This is a genomic window from Singulisphaera acidiphila DSM 18658 (genome assembly GCF_000242455.2).
Taxonomy (GTDB): domain Bacteria; phylum Planctomycetota; class Planctomycetia; order Isosphaerales; family Isosphaeraceae; genus Singulisphaera; species Singulisphaera acidiphila.
In genome coordinates, this window is record NC_019892.1 from 6,471,753 (window position 1) to 6,485,316 (window position 13,564).

6 protein-coding genes are annotated in these 13,564 nt (G+C 62.8%); 4 read left to right on the forward strand and 2 right to left on the reverse strand.

Going from position 1 to position 13,564, the window contains the following annotated elements; all coding sequences use genetic code 11:
• Nucleotides 1-49 precede the first annotated feature (49 nt).
• Both SINAC_RS25420 and SINAC_RS25425 read right to left on the reverse strand, forming a co-directional pair.
• Complete coding sequence (locus SINAC_RS25420) at nucleotides 50-1,480, reverse strand: UTP--glucose-1-phosphate uridylyltransferase (RefSeq protein ID WP_015248434.1); 1,431 nt, start codon at nucleotides 1,478-1,480, stop codon at nucleotides 50-52.
• 87 nt (nucleotides 1,481-1,567) lie between these two features.
• Nucleotides 1,568-2,353, reverse strand: a complete 786-nt coding sequence (locus SINAC_RS25425) for an MBL fold metallo-hydrolase (RefSeq protein ID WP_237722751.1) — start codon at nucleotides 2,351-2,353, stop codon at nucleotides 1,568-1,570.
• Between the two features lie 288 nt (nucleotides 2,354-2,641).
• Between SINAC_RS25425 and secA the strand changes: the two genes are divergently transcribed.
• The 4 genes from secA to SINAC_RS40220 all read left to right on the forward strand — a co-directional run bounded on the left by secA (nucleotide 2,642) and on the right by SINAC_RS40220 (nucleotide 13,549).
• On the forward strand, nucleotides 2,642-6,265 hold the full coding sequence (secA, locus tag SINAC_RS25430; protein WP_015248436.1) for a preprotein translocase subunit SecA: 3,624 nt from the start codon (nucleotides 2,642-2,644) through the stop codon (nucleotides 6,263-6,265).
• Nucleotides 6,266-6,579: 314 nt separating this feature from the next.
• Nucleotides 6,580-7,887: a 3-deoxy-D-manno-octulosonic acid transferase gene (locus tag SINAC_RS25435; RefSeq protein WP_015248437.1), complete on the forward strand. Its 1,308-nt coding sequence runs from the start codon at nucleotides 6,580-6,582 to the stop codon at nucleotides 7,885-7,887.
• A 128-nt stretch (nucleotides 7,888-8,015) separates the two neighbouring features.
• A complete protein-coding gene (locus SINAC_RS25440) occupies nucleotides 8,016-8,414 on the forward strand; it encodes a DUF3467 domain-containing protein (RefSeq protein ID WP_237722752.1) in 399 nt (132 codons plus the stop codon).
• 575 nt (nucleotides 8,415-8,989) lie between these two features.
• Nucleotides 8,990-13,549 (forward strand): hypothetical protein, encoded by a 4,560-nt coding sequence (locus tag SINAC_RS40220; protein ID WP_015248440.1) that lies wholly within the window; start codon nucleotides 8,990-8,992, stop codon nucleotides 13,547-13,549.
• The last annotated feature ends 15 nt before the right edge of the window (nucleotides 13,550-13,564 follow it).

Consider the following 13,564-nt stretch of genomic DNA (forward strand, 5'->3'; position numbering starts at 1 on the left):
CAAAGGAGACGACGAGCCTTCGCCGTCTCTCAAAAAAAAGGGCGGGCGACTATCGCAAGTAGAGCGGCCCGTCGATCACCAGACCTGGGCTGACCTTGGACTTCAGTTCTTCGGCGTCGAGCGCGAACAAGGGGCTGACCTCGATTCCGAACGGGACCGAGCCGTCGTTGCGGCGCGGGACCCGGACCCCCGAACTCTCGAGCCAGCCCGCGAACAGGTCGCTCATCCGCTGGCGGACCGTGGCTGGTGAATCGGGACCGGTGGCATTCTTCAGCGGCTCGAACTCGACTGCGCGATCGGTCTCGACCAACGTCCATCGCCTGGCCTGAGGGAGGGCGTCGAAGATAAACCGCTCGAATTTGACGGCGTTCGGCGTCTCAGGCTGCACGAGTTTGCCCGAGTCATCGATGAACGAAACCTTCTTGATCGCACGATGGAAGGGGAGCTGAAGGCCGCCGTCGACCACCAGCCGCTCGATGAACTCGCGTTCCAGGATGTGGACGGCGATGCTCCCCGCCCACAGCGCGAGGCTTCCGTCTGGCTCGCGCCGTTCGGCCAACTCGGTCGGGAGGTCAGAATACTCGATGACTTGCGGATGTCCGTCCACGCGGACCACGACGCCGACCTTCTCGTCGGGGGCGAGCTTCTCGATCACCTTGAACGAGAGCTCGGCGTCGGCTTCGCGGTGCAGGCCGAGGAACGCGGGGTCGGCGATCTGAACCAGCGGGTTATCCACCTGGAAGTAGAAGAGTGTTCGGATACCCCGCTCGCGAAGCTCGTCGAGGCAGCTCGGTGAGCCGTCGGCGGGGCGGGCGGCCAGCGCGGTCAAGGTGCCGCCGTGGCCGTCGGGGCTCAAGGCGAGATGCCCCTTTGCGGCGAGCAGGATTTGCCCTGTGGTTTGATCCACGGCGGGCAACTGCCCTTGCACGAAGAAGCGGACGTGGTCGAGCCCGAAGTTATCGTGCTCGGCGAAAAAACGCGCCGTCGCCTCGTGGTTCTCCGGGCTGGTCATGATGTAGAGCGGTAATGGCTTGCCGTGACGGCGGCCCATCGCGACGATCTTTTCAGCGTGGATCTGGAACAGGCTTGCGCCTGAGACGGATCCGATGGCATACGTTCCCTTGGGGCCCTCGAATCCGAGCCGGGTCCCCGAACCCCCCGCCACGATCACGACGCCAACTTCACCGGCGGCCAGGGCGTTGTCGCCAATTTCGGCCACGTGCCGGCGAGCCACCCGTTCCCCGTCCGTTTTCGGGAGTCTGAAGACCTCGATCGGCTCGACTTGCTCAGGAGGGATGGACGCCGGTTGGTCCGCCTTGACCATCTGCGCGATCAGGGTGTCGACCTGATCCAGATCGATGCTGTTGATCTCGGAAACGAGCGCCGCTTGTGCGGCCGGCCCGAGGTCATCCCACCACCTCAGCAAGGAGTCCTGCCCGTGCCGTGCCAGGCGTTCGACGAGCGATCGATCTGGGGCCATTTCGCGCCTAACTCCCAAACGGCCAAGCGAGTTCCGACCACCCCTCAGTAGCGTTGAGGCGGCTTGGAACTTCGGTGGCGACTCTTCTCAGAACTCCAAAGTCAGCCCATCGTAGGCCAAAGCGACTTTGGGGGGCAAGGTCGTCTCGGTTGGTCCGTGGTCGAAGCCGTGCGAGAGGTGAGTCAAGAAGGTCCGTCCCGGTCGCAGACGCTCGACGACGCCCAGCGCTTGCTCGAGACAGAAGTGCGTCGGGTGCGGCTCGTGTCTTAGGGCATCGAGGATCAAGGTGTCGAGCCCTTCGAGCAACGGCCAGCTTTCGTCGGGGATCCGGCTCACGTCGGTGCAATAGGCCAAGTTGCCGATCCGGAACCCAAGAACCTGGAACCGGCCGTGCTCGAGCCGGAGGGGCAACACGTTTTGGCCCAAGACCTGAAACGGGACCCCGGGCGCGACCCGCTCGAACTGGAGCTTGGGGACGTAACCAGGCGGTAACGTCGTGGCCTTCTCGACGAACGCATAGTGGAAGACCGTGCGAATGCTCGCCTCGGTCTCGGCCTCGCAGTAGACCGGTACCGGTCCTCCCAGATACTTCGGGAAGAGCCGGGCGTCGTCGAGCCCGAAGAGATGATCGGCGTGATTGTGTGTGTACGCGATCGCATCCACTTTGCGAATTTTCTCGCGGAGCAGTTGGAGACGCATCTCCGGAGTGGTGTCGATCAAGAGGTTCCCGAGCGGGAATGAGAGCAGGACGCTGGGGCGCGTCCGTTGATTGCGGGGGTCATTCGATGTGCAGACCGCGCACTCGCAGCCAAAGACCGGTACGCCTGTCGATGTGCCGCTGCCGAGAAACACAAGCCGTCGAGGGGCCGTCACCAATTGCTCCACCGATCTGGTACCTCCCAAGGGGTCTTCGCCGCCGTTCCCGAAGCAGGTGCGGCCCATTGTACGGAGGTTGGGACCAGGCTTCGACATCAGTATGGACTTGAACCGGCGAACTCGTTGGCGAAATCTTCGCGTTTGGTTGTCCGTTGAACCGTAAGACATCCCTGAAATGGCGCAGAAAGCGTCGATGTTGACGGTGTTCTCGGCCTGATGTAAGATCGGCAGTACACTTGACTTATTGCGACTATTCCGAATCCACGGCGCAAGGCGAACTTGGCAATGGAACTGCTTAGCGAAATTTGGGATAAGACGACCGACGCATTCTCTGCGATGTCCGAGGGTGTTTCGGAGGGCCTGATCCGGCTCTTCGGTAACTCCAACGAACGGCAAATCCGCCGGATGCGTCCGATCGTAAGCCGGATCAACGAGATGGAGCCGGCGATGAAGGCTCTCTCGGATGCCGACCTTCGCGCCAAGACCGACGAGTTTCGCCAGCGTCTTTCCAAGGGGGAGACGCTCGATGCGCTCTTGCCCGAAGCCTTCGCCGCCTGCCGTGAGTCGGGAACCCGCTACCTCAAGATGAGGCACTACGACGTCCAGTTGATGGGCGCCATGGTGCTCCACGGCGGCAATATCGCCGAAATGGTCACCGGTGAAGGGAAGACCCTGGTCGCCACCCTGGCGGCCTACCTCAATGCCCTCGAGGGGCGTGGGGTTCACGTAGTCACGGTCAACGACTACCTCGCCCGCCGCGATGCGGAGTGGATGACCCCGCTCTTCAGCGGCCTGGGCATGACCGTCGGCGCGATCCAGTCGGACATGGACGCCGAGGAACGCCAGCGGATCTACGGCTGCGACGTGACTTACGGCACCAACAACGAGTTCGGCTTCGACTACCTGCGCGACAATATGAAGCCCACCAAGGAGCTTCAGTCCCAGGGGCCGCTCCACTACGCGATCATCGACGAGGTGGACAGCATCCTCATCGACGAGGCGCGAACTCCGCTCATCATCTCGGGCCCGGCCTTCGACGACGTGCGGAAGTATGCCGAGGCCGATCGGATTGCCCGCCTCCTCCGGAAAGACACCCACTTCGAGGTCAAGGAGAAGGAGCGGACCTGTCACCTCAATGACGACGGGGTCCGCGAGGCTGAGCGGATTGCCGGGATCGAGAGCTTTTATACGCCCGGCAACATGGAGTGGCCGCACCTGATCGACAACTCGCTCAAGGCGCACTATCTCTACAAGCGCGACCGAGACTACGTCGAGATGAACGGCGAGATCGTCATCGTCGACGAGTTCACCGGCCGTTTGATGACCGGTCGCCAGTGGTCGGATGGCCTGCACCAGGCCGTCGAGGCCAAGGAACGGGTCAAGATCAAGGAAGAGAACCAGACGCTCGCCACGATCACGTTGCAGAACTTCTTCAAACTCTACAAGAAGCTCTCCGGCATGACCGGCACGGCCATGACCGAGGCGAATGAGTTCTACAAGGTCTATCACCTCGACGTCGTCGCGATCCCGACGAACCGGGCCCTCACCCGGGAATCGTACTCCGACGTCATCTATCGATCCGACTCCGAGAAGTTCGGGGCGATCCTCAACGAAATTCGCGAGATCCACGCCAAAGGGCGGCCGATCCTGGTCGGGACGACCTCGATCGAGAAGTCGGAAGAACTTGCCGACATGCTCCGCCGGCATGGGATCGAGCACCAGGTCCTCAACGCCAAGTATCACGAGCGTGAGGCCGAGATCGTGGCGCAGGCGGGTCGGAAGGGGGCGGTGACCATCGCCACCAACATGGCCGGCCGTGGTACCGACATCATCCTGGGCGGCAACCCCGAGTTCATGGCCTGGGCCGACTTGAAGCGGCTCAACGACGAGGATGGGCGGCCGCTTTACCCGACGCGCCTCGAAGTCTCGCCCGAAATCTGGACCGAGGCCGTGCACAAGTACGAGCCCGTGATGAAGGCCGAAGGCCGCGAGGTTGCTGGCCTCGGCGGTCTGCACATCATCGGCACCGAGCGCCATGAGAGCCGTCGTATCGACAACCAGCTTCGCGGCCGTGCGGGACGCCAAGGCGACCCCGGCTCGTCGCGGTTCTTCCTGTCGCTCGAAGACGACCTGATGCGGAAGTTCGCCGGCGAGTGGGTTTCGGCCGTGCTGACCCGGCTCGGGATGGAAGAAGGCGAAGCCATCGAGAGTCGACTGGTCTCCCGGCGGATCGAAGGGGCCCAGAAGAAGGTTGAGGAACGGAACTTCGACTCCCGAAAGAATCTGCTCGAGTACGACGAGGTCATGGACGAGCAGCGCAAGCGGATCTACTCGTTCCGCCAGCGTCTGCTCGACGGGATCCCCGCCAAGGACTCGATCCTCGACATGATCGACAACCAGGTCCAGGACGCGGCCAATCGGTTCCTGGCCGACGACTACGGTACGTCGAGCTTCGCCGAATGGGCCGGGCAGCGGCTCGGGGTCGAGCTGAACGCACGCGACTTCAAGGGGACGGCCTTCGAGGACGCCCAGGAAGAGGCGATCCGCCAAGCCGAGCGCCAGGTCGCGGACCTGATTCGTGAGGCGGTCGAGGAGAACCTGCCGGCCGATGCCGAACCGGCTGACTGGACCTGGCAATCGCTCACGTCCTGGTTCAACGCGCGCTACGGCCTGAATCTCAAGGACAAGGATCTCAAAAAGTTCGCGCATTACGATCGGGACGACTTCGAGTTCGACCGTGACGAGCTCGAGGAATTCCTGGTGGAGAAGGCGGCGACCACGATCCATGCGCTCGACCTGACGCCGGCTCGCGAATTTCTCCAGGAGGACTGGGGACGCCGCTCGTTGGCCGGCTGGCTCCATCACAAGTTCGGCCTGGTGATCGATCCGGCGGAGTGGGCGGGACTGCCTAAGCCCAAGGTCGTCGCCCAGGTGGTGGCCAAAGCCCGCGAACTCTACGGCCAAAAAGAGGCCGAGTTCCCGGTTCGGGTCGGACTGACTCGCTACCTCGCCGAGCGTTCGCAGAGCCAGAGCCCGCGTTACGATCGTGAAGGACTGGCGGAGTGGGCGTCGGATCGTTTCCGGACGACGATCGATGCCGAAGAGTTGCGGCCGATGCTTCGTCCCGAGATCGAAGAGCTCTTGATCGGCGTGGCCCACAAGCACTATCCAGGGGCCCGGCTCTCCAAGGAACTGGAACGGCGGATCGAAGCCGTCTACGGTCCTGAGCCTGCGGCGGGCAAGCCCGCTCATACGCCCGATTCCAAGGCCTTGGCTGAGCTCGCGGCCTGGGCGCGGCAAGAGTTGGGGGTCGAGACGACCGCCGTGGAACTCGAGCCGCTGGCTCGCGAGGACGTTCGGCTCTTGCTCGTCAACGCGATCGACGCGCGGCATCGTCCCGAGATGCGGGAGATGGAAAAGGTGCTCGTGCTCCAGATTCTCGACTCGAGCTGGATGGAGCATCTCCGGGCGATGGATCACTTGCGGAGCTCGGTCGGCCTGCAAGGATACGCGCAAATCGATCCCAAGGTCGAATACAAGCGCGTAGGGATGAAGATTTTCTCCGAGATGTGGGACGGCATCTCCGACAAGGTGACCGACCTGATCTTCCGGGTCGAGCAGTTCGATCCCGAGTTCCTCTCTTACCTCGGGAACCGCTGGCAGTTGGATCGGGCCCAGTCGATCCACCAGTCGGCCCCCTCGGAGCTCGCGGCGGCGTCCGCCTCAGCGGGGGTTCGCGCCCAGCAAGACGCTGCCATCGCTGCCAGTCAGCAGTCGACCGAGAAGAAGCCGGAGCCGGTTCGCAACGTTGGCAAAAAAGTCGGTCGGAATGACCCTTGTCCCTGCGGCTCGGGTAAAAAATTCAAAGCTTGCCACATGCGGAACGAGTCAACGACCGATCCTTTCTAAGCGTCGATGATGACGTGTCGAAGGTAGACCCACCTCGGCTCGATGCCGCGCCACAGTCCTGGCGCGGCGTTCGGGCCGAGATCTTCTGGGGTGAGACAACGCATCTCGTCTCAGGGATGGAAGTTGGAGAGCGGGGTAGGGTATCGAGCCATCAACGCTCAGGGCTTGGTTGATGGCGCTGGCTCGGCATGATTGGCTGTGGCGACCCACATTGCGGTCGTTTGACAATGGCTGGGCACGCCACTTGCTCTCTTCGTCAGTTTTCGGCCAGTCGCGTTGCTGTCCGTACCGTGGTAAGGGAAAGGATTCCCCCCATGCCGCTTTTGCTGAACGTGCTCTACCTGATCATTCTTCTGGCTTGCTCGCCGGTCCTGCTGCTCCGTGCCTTTCGCGCGGGCAAGTATCGCGAGGGTTGGGCCGAGAAGGTTTTGGGGAGGGCACCGCTCCGGATCGGCGACGGTCCTTGCCTCTGGTTCCACGCGGTCAGCGTTGGCGAAGTGCTGCTGCTCAGGCCGATCGTCGAGGAGTTAGCGCGCAGGCGGCCGGGATGGGGCGTGGTGGTCTCGACCACAACGAACACCGGGTTGGCCGTGGCTCGTCGGACCTTCCCCGACCTGGTCACCTTCTACGCGCCGCTCGACTTTAGCTGGGCCACTCGCCAGGCGCTTTCGCGGGTTCGGCCGACCGTTCTCGCCTTGGTGGAACTCGAGCTGTGGCCCAACCTCGTATGGTCGGCGAAGCAAGCCGGAGCGCGGGTGGCGATTGTCAACGGCCGCCTGAGCCATCGCAGTCATCGCGGCTATCGACGGCTTCGAGGCCCGCTCGGACCGACGCTCCGCAGGCTGGACACGGTGGCCGTCCAGAATGACGAGTATGCGGAGCGATTCGAGGATCTGGGGATCCCTCGCCAGCGGATTCGGGTCACCGGCTCGATTAAGTATGACGGCTTGGAGACCGACCGGAACAACCCGCAGACCCTTGCGCTTCGGCGGGAACTCGGGCTGTCCGCGTCCGACCTCGTCTTCGTGGCGGGGAGTACGATGGAGGGGGAAGAGGCGGCGGCACTCGCCGCTTATCGGGCCGCGCGGTTGAGACACCCTCGGCTTCGCCTGGTGATTGTCCCTCGCCATGCCGAGCGATTTGAAAAGGTTGCCGCCTGGCTCAGGCAACTCGGCGAGCCCGTGCTGCAGCGGAGCCAGTCGTATGTCTTGAGGTCGAAGATCGACCCGCCGCCGGTCATCCTGGTCGACTCGATGGGCGAACTTTCGGCGATCTGGGGTCTGGCCGACGTTGCGTTCGTGGGAGGCAGTCTGCTCCCCGGTCGTGGTGGACAAAACATGATGGAGCCGGTTGCCTTTGGTTCTTCCGTGTTGTTCGGACGCTACACGGCGAACTTCCGTGAGACCGTCGAGCAGTTGCTTGCAAGGGGAGGCGCCCTCCAGGTCGGCGATGCCGCGGAATTGACCGAGGCCTTGATCGCCGATCTGGACGACCCGGAAACGGCCGCTATGCGCGGCGCGGCGGGACGAGCCTACGTCATGGCACAGTACGGCGCGTCGACCCGTACACTTGTTGAGCTCGATCGGCTCGTCGAATCACCGATGCTTGAAAAGATCGCCTGAGGCTTTGTGGGGCCTGGCGGAAAACTCTTGGCGGGACTTCCACGCCTGGTTGTGGGACCCGCACGGCTATGGTACGCTCGGTTCCCTTCGCCGTCTCGGTGAGGAACAACCTGAAACGGGAGAACGACATGAGTGAAAAAGACGTGCCCGAAGGGGCGGTTGCATCGCAACAGCCGAATCAGCAAGTGACGACCGAAGTGGTCGTCGACGATTCGGGGACGTTACCGTCGTACTCGAATTTCTGCCGGGTTACGGCGACGCCCGAGGAAGTCATTCTCGACTTCGGCCTGAATCCTCAGCCGTTCGCGACCGGACGTCAGGACGTCAAGGCGAACCAGCGAATCGTCATGAACTTCTACACGGCCAAGCGACTCTTGACCGCGCTCGGAATGACGATTCAGCGGCACGAGCAGACCTTCGGCTCGATTGAACTGGACGTCCGCCGACGAGCGGGTACGGCCCAGCAGCAGTTTGCGCAGAGCCAGGGCCGTCCTCCGGGTACTGGTCCCCAAGGGGTCGTTGAGTAAGCCTTTTTCGGTTCTCCGTCCCTGCTCTCCAGGTCGAGTACCTTCGCCCTCATCACCGCTCCGTTGCCTCAAATTCAAGAGGGGCACGGAGCCCCCGATCTTTCTCGGTCCATCGTCATCCGATGGTCAAGAGATTCGGGATGAGGGCGTTCCTCTTTCTTGGCTGGTCCTCACACCTCACCTCTCTCTTCATCTCCACTCCTCCTTCGCCACCTCCCTCCCCGGTCTGTTCTTTTCTCAGCGCTCGCTGTCTGAACCTCCGCAACTCGGGTGGAATCTCGTGGTCGATCGCGATTCCTGTACCTGGGCGTCGTCGACGCGCCACATTGGGCCTCACGGCCGAAACACTCCTTGCCAACGATTCCACCGTCAAGATCAGATCTTTCGTTGAGTTCTGAATCGGATTTAGCCGATTCAAGACCATAATGGCAGTCCGCGCATGCCGGTTGGACCGGTTGCCGGGTTTGCCACGGTTTCGACTCAACCGCCAGCGACGGTCGCACCGATACCGTAGTTTGCCGGGCATCTCGGCCTCGGTCCAGGACGGGCCGTGTCCAGCCTAAGGAGAGAATGGAATGTCTCAGCCATCCCGACCGCAGGCGCGAGGCCCAGCGCAGCGGCGTCGCCGAAGTTTTCAGGTGGAACAGGTTACGCGCCTTGAGGAGAAGCACCTCCTCGCCCCGTTTGTGACCATTGCACCTCGAGTGGCGACATTCACGGCCGCTACGACGCCGACCAACGCGTTCTTGGGCACGGTGACGGTGACACGCCCCACCACCACCGGTACAACTGCTTTTCCCTCGGCGGCGCCGACGACCTCCGTGTCGCTCCTGACGCCGAACAACTCGTTCGGCGGCGATATCGTCCGCATCGAGGCAGGGCCCGGCGGTGATTTCGGCCGCGGTGTGTATGCCGTTTCGCGGGGGGCGGGAGAGAACAGTGGCGCTGTCAATCGTCCCGGCGTCATCTACCGGGTCGATCCCGCCACCGGCAAGTCGTCGGTCTTCTTCGACTTGAACACCGTTTTGAACCAACTCGAGCCCGGCGGCAACGCTTCGAATTCGGTTGGTGCATCTTCGGGACTGGTGAACTGGTACGACATTGCGTTCGATCCTGAGGGCTACTTCGACGGCCGTCCCTCGATGTTCGTCAGCAGTGTCGATCGCTCCGACCCCAACAAGAACGTGATCTACCGGATCGCTCCGGACGGGACGTTCATGGGGGCGTTCGCCTCACTGACGGACGGCCTGCAGAACCTCAATTTCGTCATCAATCCGAGTGCGATCGTGGTTCCGCCGGTCGAGAACCAGTCGTTCCTCAGAGGCCTGATTTCGGGAAGCGGCATGGCGGCTTCCCAATCGACGTCCTCCGGCGGAGTCACGTTCGCCGGTCTCTTCTTCGATGCGAACAGCTATTCTCCCGGTCAGAACATCAGCTCCAGCACGCTGCCGCAGGGCGTCTCGCAGACGGGCTTCACCTTCGGACCCCAGGTTGGTCTGACGGCGTCCAACGCGGACTACCTTTCGCGGGTCTACGACGTCTTCACCGACTTCGGCACTCCCGCCGCTGGCGGCATTCCCGCTCGGCCTGGTTTCAGCGGTGTTCAGGGGATCTCTGGTGACCTGCTGATCTCACCCCCGGCCTCGGCGGCGACGACGGCCACCCTGCCCCCCGACCAGTTGGCACTTGTCTCGACGCCCTTCCGGCGGTTCGAGGACATCGCCTTTGACCAGTACGGTTACTTCTCGCAAGGCTACCCGATCGCCACCGGCACGAATACGACCGGGACCGGCGTTACGCTCAATACGATCGGTTCGCCGGTTAGCGCGGGCAGCTTGTTCGCGACCGACCTGGGTACCGGTCTCTTCGTAGACGTGACGTCCATCGCGACGACCACGGACCCGATCACGGCTGCGACGCCCGTCCGAATTCCCATCCAGGGGCCGGGAGCAGTCGGTGTGACGGTCGACGCCAACGGGGTTCGCCCGACCGTCACCAACGGCAACACCACCGGTGGCAGCAATATCGGCGGCCGGATCGTTCGGATTACGCCCGGGGGAGTCCTTACCACCTTCGCTGAAGGTTTCAATACCTCCGGGGCCCAGGATTCGTCCAGCTTCCTCGATTCAAGTCTGAGCATCACCTTCTCGGCCGACGGAACGACCCTGTATGCGTCCGACGACGATGGGATCTGGCAGTTCAAGTCGACGACCAGCCTGGCCGGTTCGACCAGCGGATCGATCATCGGTTTGAACGACCTGAAGACCCTCGGTGTGCCCTACGATGGGCAGGATAGCGCCGTCGCGATCGTGGACACGGGCGTGGATGCCCTCTCGCCACCGTTCCGCGGTCGCGTTGCAGCCGGTACCAACGTCGTCACCAACGGATTCGGCAATACCGATACCGCGACGATCACGTCGGCGACCTCGAGCACCGGGACCGGGGGCACCGGAGGTACCGGGGGTACGGCAGCGGGTAACACCACGTCGGTCACCTCGGACGGCCACGGCACGCTCGTCGCAGGTGTGGTCGCTCAGTTCGTCCCCCAAGCGACGATCCTCCCGGTCAATGTTTTCTATCCCTTCGTCAGCTTCTCGAGCAGCCAGTCCACAAGCGGCGGCGGGACTGGTGGAACCGGTGGGACCGGTGGAACCGGTGGGAATAACGGAAACCAGCGATCGATCAATGTTGCCTCGAATGCGCTGACGACGACCGATGCGGTTTACCAGGGGACGGCCTACGTCGCCAAGCATCCGTTCGTCAATGACCCGGTTCGGCCGAATAAGGCGGATCGTGTGGTGGCCACCGTCTTCGGCTTCGGCTCGACCGAGACCTTCACCAGTGAAGGGACGGCCTACCGGCGCTACCCGCAGATGGTGATCGCCTTCAAGAACCAGTTGAAGAAGTTCCGGGCCTTGGGCATTGCCCCCATCGGGGCTGCGGGGCAGTTCGGCGCTCCGTTCCAGGCGGGAACCAGCAACAACCAGAACGGTGGGACGACCACCGGTGGCACCGGTACCGGTGGCCCGGCAGGCTTGGGGACCAACAATGCCGAGAATCCCAACGACGGCGACGTCAATGGAATGGCATTCCCGGCCATCCTCAATGAAGTGGTGTCGGTGACCGGCACGATTCCGTTCCCCTACTCCACGGGGCCCGGTCAATCGCCCGTCGATCCCACAATCGGACCGTTCCAGACCGCGCTCAACTTCACGCCCGCCTCGATCTTCCAAGCGGGTGTCGTGATCGGCGGCTTCGGGATCACGGGTGGGACGAACACGGGGAACAACGCGAACGGCAACCCGCCGATCACCCAGTTGACCGCCGGTGATATCGGGATCTACAGCGACCGGATCCTCGCCTCGGTGAACCGAAGTACGACCACCGACTTCGCGGCCCCTGCCCTCGACGTTCCCACCTTCCGCCGGCGGATCGTCCTTGTGGGAGCCTCGGGAAGTGGGACCAACACCACGACCAACTCGACTGTGGGAACCAATGGAGAGACGGTCGACCCGAGCAACCATATGACGAACGTCGGGGCGGGCACCTCGCTCTCTGCGGCGATCGTCGGTGGATCGTTCGCCACGGTCAGCTCCGCTCTCGACTACTGGTCGACCCTGGCCGCCGGAGGGGTTACCTCCGACGCTTACCTCACTCAGCCGGTGGGGGCGCGAACCCTGAACTTCGGGACCCACGCGCTCGACAGCCTCGCAGCCTACAACAACCCGGATGGGATCAACGCGATCCTCGCATGGACTTCGGTCCCGGTCGTCGATCCCAACGATCAACTGGGCAGCGCGAATCCGCCCTACCTGATGGGAAGTCCCAATTTCCGCCAGTTCGCGCGGATCGATATCGGGAACGCCATCGCGGCCATCGAAGGCTCGGTTGCGATCAACTACCTGCTCGACCATAACATCTTCCCGATCATCGACGCCAACAAGAACAACAACATCACTGCGGAGGAGATTCAGAACTTCGTCGATCAGTCAGCGCAGATGGGCTTGCCCGAGGCAGGAGCCATGGCTCGGCTCTTGGGTGGGACCTCGCGAACTCCCCAGACGGGTGCCCAGAGCACGCTCTTCGGTGAAGAACCCGATCAACCCGACGTGCTCCAACGCCGCTTCAACTTCTTCGACTATGCGGCCGACGGTCAGCTTAACGGGGGCATCACGGTCGATCAGCTCAAGATGCTGGCCAAAACGCTGCTGCCGAAGCCGGACTCGTTTACAATCACCGACCGCCAGCGGGCTTCGGCCAATGGGTTCTTGCTCGACCCGACCGCAAAACGGAACTTCACCGACCTGCAACACATCCTGCCGAAGTTCCAGTTCGTTCCCAAGTCGGCCCTCGTCAAGTACCGGAACATCTCGCCGGCACGGTTCAAGGTCAACCGCCTGGTGCCGGGCGTCGACTCGATCATGACCCAGTTCCCGGTCTACACGCTCTTCAACGGTGGTGAGCGAGTTAAGCAGCCTTCAACGCAGACGCCGACTCCAACACCAACACCAACGCCGACCCCGACCCCGACTCCAACGCCAACCCCGACCAGCACGACGACCGGAGGGACCACGACTCCGAGCAACACAGGGGGGACGAGCACTCCGACCTCAAGTGATCAGTCGAAGGAGATTCTCGACGCCATCAAGAAGCTAGCAGGGGGCTCGACGGCTGCGATCGGTACTCCGAATACCGTGGGCAACCTCACGCCGCTTCCTGAGCCAACGCCGATTGTGCCAACCGGATCCGAAACGGCACCGACGACCGCCAGCACCGCACCGACTACGGACGCGACGGTAGCGACGCCGACCGAAGGCTCCACAACGCCAACCGATACGCCGACGGACCCTGCGGCTACGACGGTGAATGCGAACGCGACCTCGACTACGACACCCACACCGACACCCACACCGACACCCACACCAACACCGACGCCCACACCGACCTCGACCGAGCTTTCGGAGCAGACGCCGATCACCACCACGACTTCGACGACAACCTCGACGACGGTCCAGAATGGGGGTGGGCAGGTTCCCGTGGGGGTGAATGTCGTTCGTAAGAAAACGACGGTCACACCCAAGAAGAACAACTTCTTCGACAAGATCTACGATGACATCAAGAAGATCTTCAAATGATCGGTCGGTGGTCTG